The 17,234-nt window shown below is 69.2% G+C and carries 16 protein-coding genes and 2 pseudogenes; 11 read left to right on the top strand and 7 right to left on the bottom strand.

Annotated elements, in window-relative coordinates; translation table 11 throughout:
* Nucleotides 1-17 precede the first annotated feature (17 nt).
* Nucleotides 18-1,538: an acetaldehyde dehydrogenase ExaC gene (exaC, locus tag QP029_RS02795; RefSeq protein WP_284875354.1), complete on the top strand. Its 1,521-nt coding sequence runs from the start codon at nt 18-20 to the stop codon at nt 1,536-1,538.
* Here the strand turns inward: exaC and QP029_RS02790 are convergent.
* Complete coding sequence (locus QP029_RS02790; protein WP_284875353.1) at nt 1,535-2,716, bottom strand: alpha/beta hydrolase; 1,182 nt, start codon at nt 2,714-2,716, stop codon at nt 1,535-1,537. The two genes, exaC and QP029_RS02790, sit on opposite strands and share 4 nt — an antisense overlap.
* On the bottom strand, nt 2,713-2,976 hold the full coding sequence (locus QP029_RS02785; RefSeq protein WP_284875352.1) for a hypothetical protein: 264 nt from the start codon (nt 2,974-2,976) through the stop codon (nt 2,713-2,715). Before QP029_RS02785 ends, QP029_RS02790 begins: the two co-directional genes overlap by 4 nt.
* A 90-nt stretch (nt 2,977-3,066) precedes the next feature.
* Between QP029_RS02785 and QP029_RS02780 the strand changes: the two are divergent.
* Nucleotides 3,067-3,871 (top strand): annotated as a pseudogene (locus tag QP029_RS02780) (carbon-nitrogen hydrolase family protein).
* On the opposite strand, the gene QP029_RS02775 reads toward QP029_RS02780, so the two are convergent.
* On the bottom strand, nt 3,854-5,044 hold the full coding sequence (locus QP029_RS02775) for an FAD-binding oxidoreductase (protein WP_284875351.1): 1,191 nt from the start codon (nt 5,042-5,044) through the stop codon (nt 3,854-3,856). The pseudogene QP029_RS02780 and the gene QP029_RS02775 overlap by 18 nt on opposite strands.
* A gap of 34 nt (nt 5,045-5,078) precedes the next feature.
* Nucleotides 5,079-6,020 carry an alpha/beta fold hydrolase gene (locus QP029_RS02770; RefSeq protein ID WP_284875350.1) on the bottom strand — a complete coding sequence of 314 codons (942 nt, stop codon included), beginning with the start codon at nt 6,018-6,020 and terminating at the stop codon, nt 5,079-5,081.
* Between the two features lie 104 nt (nt 6,021-6,124).
* On the opposite strand from QP029_RS02770, the gene QP029_RS02765 reads away from it, so the two are divergent.
* The 7 genes from QP029_RS02765 to QP029_RS02735 all read left to right on the top strand — a co-directional run bounded on the left by QP029_RS02765 (nt 6,125) and on the right by QP029_RS02735 (nt 11,707).
* On the top strand, nt 6,125-6,628 hold the full coding sequence (locus QP029_RS02765; protein ID WP_284875349.1) for a TetR/AcrR family transcriptional regulator: 504 nt from the start codon (nt 6,125-6,127) through the stop codon (nt 6,626-6,628).
* 66 nt (nt 6,629-6,694) lie between these two features.
* The gene (locus tag QP029_RS02760; RefSeq protein WP_284876134.1) at nt 6,695-7,501 is read left to right on the top strand and encodes an ABC transporter ATP-binding protein; all 807 of its coding nucleotides are present in this window, start codon (nt 6,695-6,697) and stop codon (nt 7,499-7,501) included.
* Nucleotides 7,498-8,142 (top strand): ABC transporter permease, encoded by a 645-nt coding sequence (locus tag QP029_RS02755; RefSeq protein ID WP_284875348.1) that lies wholly within the window; start codon nt 7,498-7,500, stop codon nt 8,140-8,142. Before QP029_RS02760 ends, QP029_RS02755 begins: the two co-directional genes overlap by 4 nt.
* Entirely contained in the window at nt 8,139-8,804 is a 666-nt protein-coding gene (locus tag QP029_RS02750; protein WP_284875347.1) for an ABC transporter permease, read from the top strand. The genes QP029_RS02755 and QP029_RS02750 overlap by 4 nt, the downstream gene beginning before the upstream one ends.
* A complete protein-coding gene (locus QP029_RS02745) occupies nt 8,801-9,745 on the top strand; it encodes an ABC transporter substrate-binding protein (RefSeq protein ID WP_284875346.1) in 945 nt (314 codons plus the stop codon). The genes QP029_RS02750 and QP029_RS02745 overlap by 4 nt, the downstream gene beginning before the upstream one ends.
* Nucleotides 9,745-10,902, top strand: a complete 1,158-nt coding sequence (locus QP029_RS02740) for an amidohydrolase family protein (RefSeq protein ID WP_284875345.1) — start codon at nt 9,745-9,747, stop codon at nt 10,900-10,902. The genes QP029_RS02745 and QP029_RS02740 overlap by 1 nt, the downstream gene beginning before the upstream one ends.
* A 109-nt stretch (nt 10,903-11,011) precedes the next feature.
* Nucleotides 11,012-11,707 (top strand): Abi family protein, encoded by a 696-nt coding sequence (locus QP029_RS02735; protein ID WP_284875344.1) that lies wholly within the window; start codon nt 11,012-11,014, stop codon nt 11,705-11,707.
* A gap of 83 nt (nt 11,708-11,790) precedes the next feature.
* Here QP029_RS02735 and QP029_RS02730 read toward each other — a convergent pair.
* Nucleotides 11,791-12,857: pseudogene (locus QP029_RS02730) on the bottom strand (LLM class flavin-dependent oxidoreductase).
* Nucleotides 12,858-12,864: 7 nt separating this feature from the next.
* Nucleotides 12,865-14,037, bottom strand: coding sequence for an NAD(P)-binding domain-containing protein (locus tag QP029_RS02725; RefSeq protein ID WP_284875343.1), 1,173 nt, complete (start codon nt 14,035-14,037; stop codon nt 12,865-12,867).
* A gap of 156 nt (nt 14,038-14,193) precedes the next feature.
* On the opposite strand from QP029_RS02725, the gene adhP reads away from it, so the two are divergent.
* Both adhP and QP029_RS02715 read left to right on the top strand, forming a co-directional pair.
* Nucleotides 14,194-15,222, top strand: coding sequence for an alcohol dehydrogenase AdhP (gene adhP / locus QP029_RS02720; RefSeq protein ID WP_284875342.1), 1,029 nt, complete (start codon nt 14,194-14,196; stop codon nt 15,220-15,222).
* Nucleotides 15,223-15,376: 154 nt separating this feature from the next.
* On the top strand, nt 15,377-16,726 hold the full coding sequence (locus QP029_RS02715; protein ID WP_284875341.1) for a sodium/glutamate symporter: 1,350 nt from the start codon (nt 15,377-15,379) through the stop codon (nt 16,724-16,726).
* Here QP029_RS02715 and QP029_RS02710 read toward each other — a convergent pair.
* On the bottom strand, nt 16,723-17,112 hold the full coding sequence (locus QP029_RS02710; RefSeq protein WP_284875340.1) for an MmcQ/YjbR family DNA-binding protein: 390 nt from the start codon (nt 17,110-17,112) through the stop codon (nt 16,723-16,725). The genes QP029_RS02715 and QP029_RS02710 overlap by 4 nt on opposite strands.
* Nucleotides 17,113-17,234 lie beyond the last annotated feature (122 nt).

Here is a 17,234-nt window from a genome sequence, read left to right as displayed (position 1 = left end):
GAAAGGGCTGTTCAACCATGACCGTCTACGCCAACCCCGGTACCGAGGGTTCGATCGTCAACTACAAGGACCGCTACGACAACTACATCGGCGGCCAGTGGGTCCCGCCGGTCGACGGCGAGTACCTGGACAACGTCACCCCCATCACCGGCGAGGTGTTCTGCCAGGTCGCCCGCGGCAAGGCCGCCGACGTGGAGAAGGCCCTCGACGCCGCCCACAAGGCCGCCCCCGCCTGGGGCAAGACCTCCCCGGCCGAGCGCGCGCTCATCCTCCACCGCATCGCGGACCGCATGGAGGAGCACCTCGAGGAGATCGCCGTCGCCGAGACCTGGGAGAACGGCAAAGCCGTCCGAGAGACCCTCGCCGCCGACATCCCGCTGGCGATCGACCACTTCCGTTACTTCGCCGGCGCCATCCGCGCCCAGGAGGGTCGCCTCTCTCAGCTCGACGACAACACCGTCGCGTACCACTTCCATGAGCCGCTCGGCGTCGTCGGCCAGATCATCCCGTGGAACTTCCCCATCCTCATGGCCACCTGGAAGATCGCCCCGGCACTCGCCGCCGGCAACGCCATCGTGCTCAAGCCGGCCGAGCAGACCCCCGCCTCGCTGCTCTACCTCATGGACATCATCGGCGACCTGCTGCCGGACGGTGTGCTCAACATCGTCAACGGCCTCGGCGAGGAGGCCGGCGTCGCCCTCTCCGGCTCGGACCGCATCTCCAAGATCGCGTTCACCGGCTCCACCGCCGTGGGCAAGCTCATCAACAAGGCCGCCGCCGACAAGATCATCCCCGTCACCCTCGAGCTGGGCGGCAAGTCCCCGTCCATCTTCTTCCCGGACATCATGGACGCCGACGACGCTTTCCGTGACAAGTGCCTCGAGGGCTTCGCCATGTTCGCCCTCAACCAGGGTGAGGTCTGCACCTGCCCGTCGCGTGCGCTGGTCCACGAGTCCATCGCCGACGAGTTCCTCGCCCTCGGCGTCGAGCGCGTGAAGAAGATCAAGATCGGCAACCCCCTGGACACCGAGACCATGATGGGCGCCCAGGCCTCCCAGGAGCAGATGGACAAGATCTCCTCCTACCTGGAGATCGGCCCGCAGGAGGGGGCGGAAACCCTCACCGGCGGCAAGATCAACTCCATCGACGGCCTGGAGAACGGCTTCTACATCGAGCCCACCGTGTTCAAGGGCGACAACACCATGCGCATCTTCCAGGAGGAGATCTTCGGCCCCGTCCTCTCCGTGGCCACCTTCAAGGACTACGACGAGGCCATCAAGATCGCCAACGACACCAACTACGGCCTCGGCGCCGGCGTGTGGTCCCGCAACGGCAACACCGCCTACCGTGCCGGCCGTGACATCCAGGCCGGTCGCGTCTGGGTCAACCAGTACCACGTCTACCCGGCCCACTCCGCCTTCGGCGGCTACAAGGAGTCCGGCATCGGCCGCGAGAACCACCTGATGATGCTCGACCACTACCAGCAGACCAAGAACCTCCTGGTGTCCTACGCCGAGGAGCGCGCCGGCTTCTTCTAGTCCCGCGCCAGGGAGCCGAGGTTCGCCAGGAACTCCGGGTCCTCCCAGTAGCTCGAGTGACCCCCGGTGGGGTCACCGGTCCAGACCCGCGCCCCGAACTCCGGGGATGTCGGGTCTTTTCCGTGTATCCCGTCGATCGGGGTGGTCACCAGCCCGATGGGATCGCGCGGGTTGGTCACCGCATGGACCTGCGGTTCCTCGCCGATCAGCTGCAGGTCGCTGGCGTGGTTCACCCCGACGCCGGGGCTGCCCACCAGGACGAGGTCATCGGCGTGCAGCCCGCGTGTCGACGCCGCCCCTCCCGCCGCCTCCCCCGCCACGACGGACCCGTAGCTCCACGCCACCACCGTCCGGTGCTGTCCGGGGTTGCGCGCCGCCAGGTCCGCCTGGAACTGCCGCAGGTGTGGGGCGGCGTGCTCGGCCACCGACCGGGGCACCCCGTGCGCCAACGAGGAGGGTGCGGTGTAGCCCAGCCACAGGACGGTGGCGCCACCTGTCGCGGCGGCAACCGAGCGGGCGCGGTGGATCTGGGTCGGCCAGCCCTGCGGGTCGGAGGATCCGACGCCCGCGACGATCGTCGTCACCGATGCGGCGGTGTCCAGCGGGCCGACCGCGGCCACCAGGTGGCCGTCCGAGGTCTCCAGCAGCCGCAGGTCGGGGTGCTCGGCGGCCAGGGTGGCGATCTCCGGGGAGGCGTCGAGGAGGGCCAGTTCGTGGATCGCGTCGACGGACAGCTCCCCGGCATCCCCGAGGCGGCGCACCGGGCCGGGGGTCAGCTGCGTGCACAGCAGGTCGATCTGGCGGGCGCAGGTGAAGTCGAGCAGGTCGCCGAGACCGCGGAGATCCCGGAGCAGAAGGGTGACCAGGGGAGCGGTGTCGGTGAACCGGTCGGCGACCTCGATGGCGCGGGCGACGGCCTCGTCCAGATCGGCCTGCAGGGCGGCGGCGACATCGAGGACATCGGCCACCTCATGCATCTGACCTGCGGGAACAGACAGTGGGGTAGTGAGATGATGGAGTCTGACAATGGTGGCGGTGGCGGCGTCACCGGCGAACCCGGCCGCCGGAATGTCCTCCCACTCCCGGCCCAGGAACGACACCTGGTCGAGCAGGCGACGGGAGTCAGCGGTGAGGGTGACGGCGGCGGTGCGGAGGGAGGGGGCGTCGAGAAGCGTCATGGCGCACCGCCGAGCGAGCGAGCCAGGGAGGCGTCCAGGGCGTCGACGTGGGCGGCGAAGCGGGCGGTGTCCCGCAGCTGATCACGCAGCTGATCCCCGGCGAGACGGTGCGCGAGCGACCAGGAGTCGGCGGCCCGGCGCAGGGCGGCCGCCGTCCGACTGCCCGGCGGCAGGGACGGCGGGGTCGGATCGTCGAGCGGGCGGGTGAGCAGGGAGGTGATGAGGTCGCGAGCGGTGGTGGTGAGCAGGAGATGATTCATGGCGTCAGTGTGGGCGAATAGGGGGCGTCTGCCAAGCGCGCTCCCGCCGGCTTGTGGATAACTCCCCGTTATCCACATATCGTGGTGCCCATGCTCATCGGAATCGTGCAGTTGCAGTCAGGCCCGGCTATCCTCGACAACCTCGCGCTCGCGCAGGACAAGGTCCGGGAGGCCGCCGGCCGCGGGGCGAGACTCATCGTCCTGCCCGAGGCCACGAGCCAGGCCTTCGATTCTGGGGCGGCTGGATGAACAGGCCCAGGATCTCGACGGGGAGTTCGCCACCGGGCTGCGCGACACCGCCCGCGAACTGGGGGTGACCGTCGTGGCCGGTATGTTCCGGCCCGCCGACACGTTGGAGAGGGACGGCAAGACGATCCACCGGGTGTCCAACACCGCGCTGATCACCGGCCCGGACCTGCACCGTGGTTACGACAAGATCAACACCTTCGACGCCTACAGCTACCGGGAGTCCGACACCGTCCGGCCGGGTGAGGAGCTGGTGACCTTCGACGTCGACGGCGTCACCGTCGGCGTGGCCATCTGCTACGACGTGCGTTTCCCGGAGCTGTTCCGGGACCTCGCCCGCGCGGGGGCCGAGGTCATCGTCGTACCCACCAGCTGGATGGACGGGCCGGAGAAGCTTGACCAGTGGCGCATCCTCACCGCCGCCCGGGGCCTGGATTCCACGGCCTGGATCGTCGCGGCCGGCCAGGCCCGCCCCGGCGGGGAGGCCGTCGCCGGGGAGGCCAGCGGGCCCACCGGCATCGGGCACTCGTGCGTGGTGGGGCCGACGGGGCGTCGAGAAGCGGAGGCCGGGTACGGGCCGGAGATCCTGCTCCACGAGATCGACCTCGAGCAGGTGGGCAAGGCCCGGAAGTCACTTCCCGTGCTGTAAGGGCGGCCAGTCGTTGGTGGCCTCCCACGCCTCCGTCTGGATGAGCTCCGGCGGGGTGCCACCGGCGATGAGGGCGGCCTCGGAGGCCCGGACCCCCGCGGCGTCGCCGACGATGAGCACGTCCCGGTCCGCCCACGCGCCGTAGGACGCCACAACGTCACCGACCTGCCCGGCGACCTGCAGGTGCAGGCCACGCGGGGCGCGGGAGGATTCCGTCGCGCCGACCCACCACGTGTCCTCCTCGTGCTCGACGACGGGCACGACCGAGAGCCAGGAACTGACGATCGCCAGATCCCACAGCCCCATGAGGTCGTAGAGCTCACCCGGGTACTCCGCGGAGACGAACAGGTGGACGCGGGGACGGTGCTCCCAGTCGAGCATGTCGAAGAGCATCGCGCGCAGCGGCGCCAGGCCCGTGCCGTGCGCGATCATGAGCACATCCCGCTCGCCGCTCAGATGCAGGGTGCCGCGGGCAGCGCCGAAGGTCCAGTAGTCACCCGGTTTCGGAGTGGCCAGCAGCTGCGAGATGTCCGGGGCACCGTTGCCGTCTGCGGCATCCAACGCCCGGACGTGGAACTCCAGTTGGCCGAAGTCATTGCTCGGCAGGGCAGGGGAGAGCATCCGCCACACCCCGGGCAGGTACGACGTGGTCACCGGCAGGTGCTGCCCGGCCCGGTAGTCCACCGGCAGGCCGGCCTCGAGCCGGACGACGCTGATCCGGCGGGTTCGACGCTGCACCCCGAGAACCTCCGCGGAGAACGCCGGGGCGGTGCCGGCCAGGTCCGCCTCGCGGGCGGCGGCGGCCATGACGGAACACACCGTGTCGAGGGCGCGGGTCGCCGCATCGGCCCGGGGGATATCCAGGGAGTGCAGGCCGTGGGAGAGGGCGCCGGCGAACGCCGGGTAGATGTCCGCGGGGAACCCGTGCCGACGGTGGTCGCGCCCCAGCTCGCGCAGACGGTCGAGGACCTCCGCCGGGACGGCACCGGTAGCGGGGGTGCGTTCGAGGACCCAGGCGCAGGCGTCGGCGAGCTCGAGGTGCGTGTGGCGCAGGGAGATGGGGAAGACCTGCCGGGACTCCAGGACGTCCTGGTAGAGACGCTGCTGGACGGCATCCCGGAACTCGGCGCTGCGCTCGCGGAGGACGGTGCCGGTCTCGGTCAGGGTCTGCATGGTCTCCATTGTGCCCGGCTGCAGCCGTGACCGGTCAAGGGGTGTCGGCCGTGTCCCAGAACTCCGGCAGCAACCGATCGAACTCTGTGTGGTGGTCCATGGGCAGGGAGTGGGTGCCGTCGGGCCAGACGGTGACCGTGGCGTCGGGAAGCAACGCCCGGATTCGGTCGGCCGCGTCCGTTCCGCTCAACGACTGGCGGCCGCCGAGGTCGAGGCGCACGGGCATGTCCAGGGCGCGCCACTGCTCGTCGTCGAGGGTGCGGGGCATGGGCAGTTGCGCCGAGTACCCCTGCGAGGCGGTGTCGATCATCCGGGCCATGGGGGAGTCGGCGCGGACCTCCTCGACGGTTGTGCCGCCGATTTCCGCGAGGGCCCGATCGCGCCAGGACGCCGGCACAGGCAGGGTGCTCACCGCCGCCCAGAAGTAGGTTGCGGCCGGCAGCGGGGAGATGACGAGCACCGGTTCCATGAGCGCGAGCGAGGCGACCCGGTCCGGATGCCGGGTGGCGAACATGGCGGCCTGGGCCCCACCGAAGCTGTGCCCGACGACGTGGGCGCGGGTGATGGCCAGCTCATCGAGCACCTCGAGGTAGGCGTCCGCCTGCTCATCCGCGCTACCCAGGGGCAGCCGCTGGGTGGAGAACCCGGCGTCCCCGAGCGGGTCGAGAGCGTAGAGGGGGCGGTCGCCGATCCACCCCGGCAGGTTCTCCACCCACTGGGCGGAACCGGAGGAGCGCCCCGGGATGAGCAGGACAGGTTCTCCGTCGCCGGGCCAGTGGAGGGCGTGGACGACGCCGTGGTCGGTGGGGACGTCGAGGCGTTCGGGGGCCACGGGCAGGGTGGCGAGGAGCTCTGCGTGGGCGGCGCGGTAGTCCGCGAGGGCCTCGGTGCTGCGCCAGTGGCCGACCTCGGGGTGAGCTCGCAGCAGGACGGTGGTGGAGGTGATCGCGATGAGGGCGATAATCGCGACGGCCACCCGGGAAAGAGTGCGACGGCAGGTCATGGGGGCCTCCTGGAAGTCCAATACGTTCGTATTGCTTTCACGCTTCACTCTACCTGCGGGCGGCTACGATCGGCACCATGCGAAGCTCCGCCCCCGATATCCTCGTCGCCGTGTGGCAGGTCATCGCCACCCGCGGTATCGACGCCGTGAGCTTCCGGTCTGTCGCCGCCGCCGCCGACGTCTCCGTCGGGCGGGTCCAGCACCACTTCCCGACACGCACCGGCCTCATCCGCGCCGCGGCCCGCCACATGATCGATTCCGCGTCCGAGGCCTTCCCCGAAACCGACGCCCGGACCCTGCTCACCCACCCTTTCTCAGGTGCCGAGGGGCGGCGGTCCGGAACCGCGGTCTACTATGCGTTCGTCGCGGCGTCGGCGACCGACCCCGAGATCCGCCGGACCCTCCGTGACGCCCGCGCCGGGGTGTCCGAGGCGCTCGCCCGGGAGGTGGGGAAGTCCGCGGCGACCCGACTGCTCGCGTTGGCCGAGGGCCTGACCCTCCACATCCACCTCGGGATGCTCACGTCCGCGGCTGCGCAGACACTCATGGGGGAGGCCCTCGACGCCTGTCGCCGGGAGTGACGCCGGCGCGGGTCATGTCATGGCTAGAATTGCATGAACAAGTACCCGACCTCCGAGGAGCCCGCGATGATCGAGTTCGACCGCGTCTCCCGCACCTACCCGGGGAGTGCACATCCGGCGGTCGAGGAATTCTCCCACCGCGCGGAGCCCGGCTCGACGACCGTCTTCGTCGGCCCCTCCGGCTGCGGCAAGACGACGCTGCTGCGGATGGTCAACCGGATGGTGTCCCCGGACACCGGCCGGGTGCTGGTCCGGGGTGAGGACGTCGCCGGGGTGGACCCCGTGAAGCTGCGCCGCTCCATCGGGTACGTCATGCAGCACTCGGGGCTGCTGCCGCACCGGACAGCGCTGGACAACGTGGCCGCAGTGGCGGAACTCAACGGAGTAAGGCGTGCGCAGGCCCGCGAACGTGCCGGAACCATGCTCGAACTCGTCGGCCTCGACCCCTCCCTGGGTGACCGGTACCCCTCAGAGCTGTCCGGCGGGCAGGCGCAGCGCGTCGGCGTGGCCCGCGGCCTGGTCGCCGAGCCGGACATCCTGCTCATGGACGAGCCTTTCGGTGCCGTCGACCCGGTGGTCCGGCGCGGGCTGCAGGAGGAGATCCTCTCCCTCAAGGAAACGATGTCCACCACCATCCTCATGGTCACCCACGACATCGACGAGGCCTTCCTCCTCGGCGATGAGGTCGTCCTCCTCGGTGACCGTGCGCACGTGGAACAGGCCGGGCCGCCCTCGGACTTCATCCTCGCCCCGGCTTCCGATGTCGTGCGCGACTTCACCGGGGCGGACTCCCGGCAGCTCTCGGTCGAGGTGCGCGACGGCCGCCAGCTGGTCGTCGACCGCAACGGGCGTGTCCAGGGGGTGCTCGAATGAGGTGGGAGTGGATCGGGGACAACCTCGGGCGGATCATCGACCTGACCTGGGCGCACATCAACCTCTCGTGGCCGGCGATCCTCGCGTCCTTCCTCCTCGCCCTGCCCGTCGGCTGGGTCGCGCACCGCTACCGGGCGGCCCGTGAGGTGCTGGTCATCGCCACCGGCCTGCTCTACGTCATCCCCTCGCTGGCGCTGTTCGTGGTCATGCCGCTGATCATCGGCACGTCGATCCTCTCGCCGGTCAACGTCATCGTCGCCATGACCCTCTACGGCCTGGCGCTGCAGGTCCGCTCCTCGGCGGATGCGTTCGGCACCGTGCCCGAGGACGTTCGCCAGGCGGCCGTGGCCACCGGCTACCCGGCCTGGAGACGAGTCCTCAGCGTGGAGCTGCCGCTGGCCGGCCCGGCGCTGCTCTCCGGCATCCGCGTGGTCTCCGCGTCGACGATCTCGCTCGTCTCCGTCGGCGCCCTCATCGGCGTGTCCTCCCTGGGCACCCTGTTCACCGAGGGGTTCCAGCGGTCCTTCCCCACCCAGATCATGGTGGGCCTGCTCGGCACCGTCGTCCTCGCCGTGCTTTTCGACGCCGCCCTGGTCCTCCTCGGCCGCCTCCTCCTGCCGTGGGCGAGGAGGGTCGGATGAACCAGTTCGCCGCCGCCTGGCAGTACATCCTCGACCCCGCCAACCGGGCCCTCATCCTCGAGCGCACCGCCGACCACCTCTTCTACACCGTCCTGGCCGTCGGTTTCGCCCTGCTCATCGCCGTTCCCATCGGCCTGTGGGTCGGCCACACCCGCCGCGCCGCCGACGCCGTCCTCGCCGTCTCCGGAGCCCTGCGCGCCCTGCCGTCCCTCGGTCTGCTCACCTGGCTGACCGTCGAGCTGAGCTTCGGCGTGCGCATGCCCGTCATCCCCGCGACCATCGTCCTGGTCATCCTAGCCGTCCCACCCCTGCTGGCCGGCATCGTCGCCGGCATGGTCTCCGTGTCCCCCCGCGTCGTCGACTCGGCCCGGGCCGCCGGCTTCAACGAACGCCAGATCCTCACGCGCGTGGAACTGCCGCTGGCCGCCCCCGTGATGGTCGGCGGCCTGCGCTCCTGCGTGGTCCAGGTGCTGGCGACGGCCACGGTGGTCGCCTACATTGGGTTGTCAGGACTTGGCCGATATCTCATCGACGGACTGGCCCTGCGGGACTACCCGCAGATGCTGGCTGGCGCCCTGTTGGTCACGGCGCTGGCACTCGTGGTGGATCTCGTCCTGGCAGCCGTACAGAGAACTCTCCGACCCCGAGGACGTGCCTCATGAAGATCCGCCTGACCACCGTCACCGCCACCACCGCCCTCCTGGGCCTCGCGCTGACCGCCTGCTCCTCCACCTCGGATGACCCGCTGGCCACCGACTCGACCGGGACCGCCGCCGCCGACGAGGACACCATCGTCATCGGCACCGCCAACTTCCCCGAGTCGGAGATCATCGGTCAGGTGTGGGCCGCCGCCCTCGAGGACGCCGGTTTCGACGTCGAGGTCAGCTCCGCCATCGGCTCCCGCGAGGTCTACCTCCGCGCCCTGGAGGAGGGCAGCATCGACATCGTTCCCGAGTACACCGGCAACCTCGCCCAGTTCTACGAGGCCGACCTCGCCGCCGGCGCCAGCTCCGACGACGTCTTCGCCGCCCTCGAGGGCGTGCTGCCCGAGGGCATCACCGCCGGGGAGTACGCCGAGGGCGAATCCAAGGACTCCTACCGCGTCACCCGCGACCTGGCGGACGAGCACGACCTGAGCACCCTCGCCGACCTGAACAACCTCGACCAGGTGCGCGTCGCCGGCAACCCGGAGCTCGCCGAGCGCCCCTACGGCCCGCCCGGCCTGACCGACGTCTACGGCGTCGACGCCGCGAAGATCACCATGGTGCCGATCTCCGACGGCGGCGGCCCGCTCACCGTCGCTGCGCTGACCGAGGGCACCGCCGAGGTGGCCAACATCTACACCACCTCCCCGTCCCTGGACTCCGAGGGCAACGAGGTCGACCTGGTCACCCTCGAGGACCCGGAGGGCATGATCCTCCCGCAGAACGTCCTGCCGCTCATGCGCGCCGGCGACGTCCCCCAGGACGCCATCGACGTCATCACCGGCGTCAACGGGCACATCACCACCGACGCCCTCGTGGCGATGAACCTGCGCAACATCGGTGAGGAGAAGGCCGAGCCGCCCGTCATCGCGCGCGACTTCGTCGACGAGCACGCCTGATGCAGCTGCGCTCCATCCGCCCCTGGGGCGGTGACCCGGTCGACGTGACCGTCGAGGGGGACCGCATCACCGCGGTCACCCCGGCTGCCGGCGCCGGGAATCCCGGCCTGCTCGCCCTCCCCGGTTTCATCAACACCCACGCCCACGTGGACAAGAGCTGGTGGGGCCGGCCGTGGGTGTCCTACGTCGGGGAGGACTCCACCCAGGGGCGTATCGCCCACGAACGCCGACACCGCGACGAGCTGGGCATCCCCGGCGTCCCCGTCACCGAGCGGGTGCTGCGCGAATTTCTCCGCCACGGCACCACCGCCGCCCGCACCCACCTCGACGTGGACCTCGGGGTAGGGCTCGACAGCATCCACGTCGCCCGTGAGGCGGCCGCGGCACTCGACGGGGCGATCGAGCTGGAGATCGTCGCCTTCCCGCAGGACGGGGTCATCCGCCGCGGCGGCGTGCTCGAGCTGCTGGAACAGGCGGCGGCCGAGGGCGCCGACCACATCGGCGGCCTCGACCCCTGCGCCATCGACCGCGACCCTGTCGCCCAGCTCGACGGCATCTTCCGGGTTGCCGACCACCACGGCTGCGGCCTGGACATCCACCTGCACAGCGGGGGAGACCTCGGCGCCTTCGAGTACGAGCTCATCATCGACCGCACCCGCGCCCTCGGGATGGCGGGGAAGGTGAACATCTCCCACGGCTTCGCCCTCGGCGAGCTGGACCCCGCCGCGCAGGAAAGGATCCTCGACGGCCTGGCCGAGCAGGGGATCACCTGGAGCACCGTCGCCCCGGTCAGCTCCGCCCCGCTGCCGTGGCGGGAGATGCTCGACCGCGGCATCGGCATCGGCCTGGGCACCGACGGCATCCGTGACCTGTGGTCACCCTACGGCGACGGCGACATGCTGAAAATAGCCCTCGCCTTCGCCCGGCTCCACCGGGTCCGTCATGACGAGGATTTTGTCACCGTCGCCCAGCTGGCCACCTCCCGGGCGGCCGGGTTCGTGGGCCGCGAGGTCCACGACATCGTCCCCGGCGCCCGCGCCGACCTCGTGCTTGTCGACGCCGAGAACGTCCCCGACGCCGTCGTCCGCACCCCGGCCCGGCACACCGTCATCGCCGGTGGTCGGGTCGTCGTCGCCGATGGCGAGTTGGTTATCTGAGGTCCGATTGACAGACCCTGCGGGTAGTCCTATTCTTTGACCTGTTAGCCCCGTGTGGACCGCTGGCTTTTGCTACGTCGCCGGGGCTTTGACTTACGGGGGTGAGTTCATGAAGGACGCCTGGATCGAGCAATGGCTGGGGGCTCCTCGATTTCAACGGTATGTAGATGTCTGTAACGGTGATCGTGCACAGGCGTTGAAGCTGTACGAATGGAACGTGGCTTTAGGGCAGGCGTTGATGCGTGATATTTCACATTTCGAGATCGCGCTGCGTAACGCATACAACGAGACGATGGAATCTAGGTGGCCTGGGAAAAGCCATTGGTTGCTGGACCCGGACTCGCCTGCGGTCACCCCTATCTGGCGGATCAGGAAGGACCGGTCAGGTCTCAAACGGGGAACCGACGTTAACTATCAGAATCGTCGGGCAGTGGATGGGGCGATCAGAAAGTGTGGTGGCAACAGTGCTACTCCGGGAAAGGTGATGGCTGAACTTAGTTTCGGGTTCTGGCGGCAGCTCACGTCAGCATCACATGAGAAGTCGGTCTGGGTGCCCTTTCTCCATCACGCGTACCCGGCGAAGACTGATCGTGCGAGTGTCGACCAGGTGATCGGCACCATCAACACGGTGAGGAACAGAATCGCCCATCATGAACCGATTTTCGATCGTCCTGGGAACCCGGAACAGGAACCAGGTCAGCTTCACCCCGCTCTCATGCGAGTTTTAAGCATGATCAATCCCGAAGTAGCGGAACACCTCGGTCCAACGTCCACTGTCCAGGCGGTGCTGGCGCAGAAACCCTGACCCCGTCTGCCAGGCTCGCGCATCCTTGCCGGAAACAGCACTGATCCCGACACCTGGAAGGCCAGGATGCGCGAGCCTGGCGGTTAGTCGATCTCGTAGCCGGAGACCGGGCCCTGGTCCGCCGGGATCCAGCCGAGGGCCGGGGCGACGTGGTCGGCGAAGGCCTGCAGGATGGACAGGTTGGTCTCCACGCCCATCTGGTTGGGGATGGTGAGCATGAGGGTGTCGGCGGACATGACGGCGGCGTCGGCACGCAGCTGTTCGATGAGCTGGTCGGGTTCGGCGGCGTAGGTGCGGCCGAAGGTGACCGGGGTGCCCTCGCCGAGGGAGCCGATCTGGTCGCGGCCGGTGGCCTGGAGTCCGAAGAGTTCGCGGGAGCGGTCGTCGACGATGGGGAACACCGAGCGGGAGACGGACACGCGCGGGGTCCAGTCGTGGCCGGCGTCCTTCCAGGCGGCGCGGTAGCGGTTGATCTGCTCGGCCTGGAGGTCGCCGAGGGAGGAGCCGTCGGCCTCGGAGACGAGGGTGGAGCTCATGAGGTTGACGCCGTCGCGGGCGGCCTGTTCGGCGGTGGAGTGGGAGCCGGCGCCCCACCAGATGTTGCGGCGCAGGCCGGGGAGTGGGGGAAGACGGGCAGCGGGGTGCCGGCCTGGTACATGCGCGGGTACTGCTCCTCGGCGGGGGCGGCGGTGGCGACGCCGTAGCCGTCGATGGCGTTGAGGAAGGTCTCGAACTTCGTGCGGGCCAGGTCGGCGCCGTTGGGGGCTTCGGCGCGGTAGCCGAAGGATTCCCAGCCGCGCTGGGCGGGCTCGGGTGAGCCACGGGAGACGCCGAGGGCGACGCGGCCGTCGGAAAGCAGGTCGAGTGCGGCGGCCTCTTCGGCGAGGTAGAGGGGGTTCTCGTAGCGCATGTCGATGACGCCGGTGCCCACCTCGATGTGTGTCGTGGAACCGGCGATGGCGCCGAGCAGCGGCATGGGGGACGCGCCCTGCGGGGCGAAGTGGTGGACGCGGAAGTAGGCGCCGTTGACGCCGATCTCGTCGGCCGCGCGGCCCAGCTCGACGGCCTGTTTCAGGGTGTCGGCGGCGCCGGGGCCGGGTTGGCCGCCGATGGCGTAGTGGCCGAAGCTGAGGAATCCGAAGGCTTTCATGTCTCTCCTAAACCAGGTGTGTCAGTCGTTGCGCGGCGACTCTACCGGCCAGCCGGCCCGCGCGGGTGGCGCCGACGGTGGAGGCGGTGGAGCCGTAGCCGACGAGCAGGATGCGCCGGTCGCGGGCAGGTGTCACCTCATCCTGCATGAGGATGCCGCCGTCGCGCTCGCGCAGCCGCATCGGCGCGAGGTGGCGCAGGGCGGCGCGGAAGCCGGTGTTCCAGAAGATGACGTCGACGTCGAGGGTGGTCCCCGCCGGCAGCGGGTCCCACGATTCCGGCACCTGCAGCTTGTCGCTTCTCGACGGCCCGAGTCCCCCGGCCTGCGTGCTCTCCGGCACACCGAAGACCACGCCGTCCGGGGTGATGCGGTCGAACATGCCGCGGGAGACGAGCGTGCCCGCGCGCACTCCGTCGAGGTAGGCGGGCCACTGGGGGATGCCGGTGGTGCGGACGACCGAGGCGGGTGCCTGTCCCGAGTGAGTGCGTTCGCGGACGGCCTTCTCCACGGCCAGGCCCCAGCCGGCGTCGAACTCGCGGCGGGTGAAGTTCGGTGGGCGGCGGGTGGCCCAGATCGTCTCGGTCACCGGGGCCAGTTCGAGGAGGAACTGCACGGCGGACAGGCCGCCGCCGACGATGAGGGTGCGCAGGCCGGCGAAGTCCTCCTTGCGCCGGTAGTTCTTCGTGTGCAGCTGCCGGCCCCGGAATGTCTCGATGCCGGGCACATACGGGATGTAGGGGTTGTCCCAGGTGCCGGTGGCGTTGAGGAGAATGTCGGCGGTGAAGCTCGTGCCGTCGGCAAGCGTGATCCGCAGGGGTGCGGTGGGGTCGTCGCCGGTCGGTTCGACGCGGTGGACGGCGGCCGGGCGGGCGACGTCGAGGTCGAAGGTGTCCTCGTAGGCTCCGTAGTAGTCGGTGACCAGCCGGGAGGCGGGGACGTCCGGATCGGGGCGGTCCATGGGCAGGCCGGGCAGGTCCGCGATGCCGTGTGCCCGGCCGAGTGTGAGGGAGTCCCAGCGGTGGCGCCAGGCGCCTCCGGGGCCGTCGTTCGCATCGAGAACCACCATGTCGTCCCGCCGGACGCCGCGCCGGAGGAGCTCGTGGGCGGCGGAGAGGCCGGCCTGACCCGCGCCGATGACGACGGCGGGAATGTGGCGGTGCTGCAGGTCGGCGGGGTTCATGCCTGTCATCCTACGCCTGTTATATGACATGTCAACAAGGTATGTGGCATGACCACTGTGATGGAAACCATATTCAATAGAAAAAGTGATGGACCGCATAGGTTCATTTATGTACGGTGGGGGCACCCCCGACCGACCCCCAACGATTGGATACCCATGACTGACACCACCTTCCGCGCCGCCGTCGTCGAGGACTTCGGCCCCGAGCTCAACCTCCGTGACGTCGAGATGCCCACGCCGGCCCGCCATCAGGCCCTGGTCAAGCTCCAGGCCTCCGGCATCTGCCACACCGACCTCCACGCCGCCGAGGGTGACTGGCCGGTCAAGCCCGAGCCGCCCTTCGTCCCCGGCCACGAGGGTGTCGGCGAGGTCGTCGAACTGGGCCCCGGTGACCACTCCGTCAAGGTCGGCGACATCGTCGGCAACGTCTGGCTCTGGTCCGCCTGCGGCGAGTGCGAGCACTGCCGCACCGGCTGGGAGACCCTGTGCAACAAGGCCGAGTACGGCGGCTACACCGTCAACGGCTCCTTCGGCACCTACATGCTCGTGGACACCCGTTACTGCGCCCGCATCCCCGAGGGCTCGGACCCGGTGGAGGTCGCCCCGATCCTCTGCGCCGGTGTGACCGTCTACAAGGGCCTCAAGGTCTCCGAGACCAGGCCCGGCCAGTTCATGGTCATCTCCGGCGTCGGCGGCCTCGGCCACATCGCCGTCCAGTACGCGGTGGCCATGGGCATGCGCGTCATCGCCGTCGACATTGCCGACGACAAGCTCGAGCTGGCCAAGAAGCACGGCGCGGAGTTCACCGTCAACGCCAAGCACGCCGACCCCGCCGAGGCCGTCCAGGAGTTCACCGACGGCGGCGCCCACGGCGTCCTCGTCACCGCCGTTCACCCGCAGGCGTTCGGCCAGGCGATCGGCATGGCCCGCAAGGGCGGCACCATCGTCTTCAACGGCCTGCCCCCGGGAGACTTCCCGGCCCCGATCTTCGAGATCGTGTTCAAGGCCCTGACCATCCGCGGTTCCCTGGTGGGTACCCGCCAGGACCTGGCCGAGGCACTCGACTTCTATGCCCGCGGCCTGATCAAGCCCACCGTCTCCGAGTGCTCGCTCGATGACGTCAACGCCGTGTTCGAGGAGCTGCGCCACGGCAAGGTCGACGGACGCATGTCCATCCGCTACTAGCGGCGTCGCACGCCTGACCCCGCCATCGCCGACCGCCCGGGTCGGGGATGGCGGGGTGGACGCGTTAAGGTAACTGCACACCCGTACAACTGCATCAGCGCAGCGCACACCCCACCCGGTGGCCGGTGCGCACCGGAAGGAAGTGAACAGCGCCGTGGATTACACCCCGTACAGCCTGCTTATCGACGTCGGCTGGATCTCCCTGCTCATGGTCATCGGCAACGTCCTGCGGCGCAAGGTGGGCCTGTTCCAGCGTCTGCTCATGCCGGCCTCGATCACCGCCGGCCTCCTCGGCCTTCTCTTCGGCCCCGAGGTCCTCGGCCTGATCAACTTCTCCGACCAGATCGGCACCTACACCTCGATCCTCATCGCCTTCGTCTTCGCGTCCATGGCGTACTCGATGGACCTGACCCCCTCGGTGCGCACCGGCGCCCGGCAGATGTGGTCGTACTCCACCGGCATGTTCATGGGTCAGTGGGGCCTGTTCATCCTCCTCGGTGTCTACCTGTTCCAGCCGTTGTTCAACACCGAGGACTGGTTCGGCATGATGCTGCCCGTCGGCTTCGTCGGTGGCTTCGGCACCGCCGCCGCCGTCGGCTCCTCGCTGGAGGAGGCCGGCGCCGTCGCCGCCAGCTCGCTCGGCTTCATGTCCGCCACCGTGGGCACCCTCGCCGCCATCATCGGCGGCCTCATCTTCGCCAACTGGGGCATCCGCACCGGCCGCACCTCCACCATGCCGGACAAGCTGCCCTGGGACCTGCGGTCCGGCTACATCGACGACCTCAGGCAGCGCCCCTCGATCGGCAAGGCCACGACCAACCCCTCCGCCATCGAGCCCCTGGCCCTGCACCTCGGTTTCGTCCTGCTCACCGTCCTGGCCGCCTACCTGGTCAACGGGTTCATCACCGGCATCTTCCCCAACGTCTCCATCCCGCTGTTCGCCATGGCCTTCGTCATCGGCCTGCTCGGCCGTGTCCTCCTGGGTGCCCTGGGCAGGAAGGACTACCTGGACAAGGAGACCGTCAGCTCCATGTCGGGTGCCGCCACCGACTACCTCATCGCCTTCGGTGTCGCCTCCATCGTCCCGGCCGCCATCGCCGACTACTGGGTGCCGCTGCTCGTGCTCTTCGTCCTCGGCGTCGTCTACTGCTGCTTCATCTTCTTCGTCCTCTCGCCGGAGTTCTTCGGCGAGAAGTGGCTCGAGCGCGGCATCTTCTCCTGGGGCTGGGCCACTGCGGCCGTGGCCACCGGTATCGCGCTGCTCAAGATCGTCGACCCGAAGCTCAAGTCCGGCACGCTCAACGAATACGGCGTGGCCTATGTCGGTTTCGCACCCTTCGAGATCGGCATGACCATCCTCGCGCCGATCGCCGTCCTCGCCGGGCTCACCGCCGGGCTGGGTTGGCTCTCGCTCATCATCGCGGTCGGTGTCATCCTCGTGCCGATCTTCCTGAAACAGACCCCGGGCCGCCAGAAGAAGAAGGCGGCGTCGGTGGGAAGTTAGCCCCGGCCGAACGTCGCCGGGTCCACCGGTCGCTGCGCCCGTGGCAGCCCGGCGACGACGAGCAGATAGGAGTCGGTGACCAGATCCGCCAGGAACTGGTTACCGGCTCCTTCGGCGTTGAGGACTCCGTCGGCCACGGAGATCCAGTGGCGTTTGTTCATGTGCCAGCCCGGAGTGATCCAGGCGTGGGTGTGTCTGAGCATCTCAGCCTCGAAGGGGTCGGCCTTGAGCGTGACCACGCCGCGGGTGAGCATGGCGAACATCTTCCCGCGGACCTTCCACACCTCGACGTCGGCGTTGTGGCCGTCGAAGGGGAAGGTCTTGTCGGTGCCGGGGAGTTCGGCGGCGCGGGAGCGGGCGGCGTCGAAAAGCGGGAGAAGCGGCATGGCACCATCCTGCCCCACGTTCTAAACTTGAGCGTGCCCGACTCAAAAAAGTTTGCCTTGAGTGGAACAGACTCAACTCTTGACGCGTTACTACTAGTAGATAACCGATGAAAGAGAAAGGA

Source organism: Corynebacterium suedekumii (assembly GCF_030252185.1).
Taxonomy (GTDB): Bacteria; Actinomycetota; Actinomycetes; order Mycobacteriales; family Mycobacteriaceae; genus Corynebacterium; species Corynebacterium suedekumii.
The sequence above is the reverse complement of the archived record's forward strand: the minus strand, read 5'-3'. Positions and strand labels throughout refer to the sequence as shown.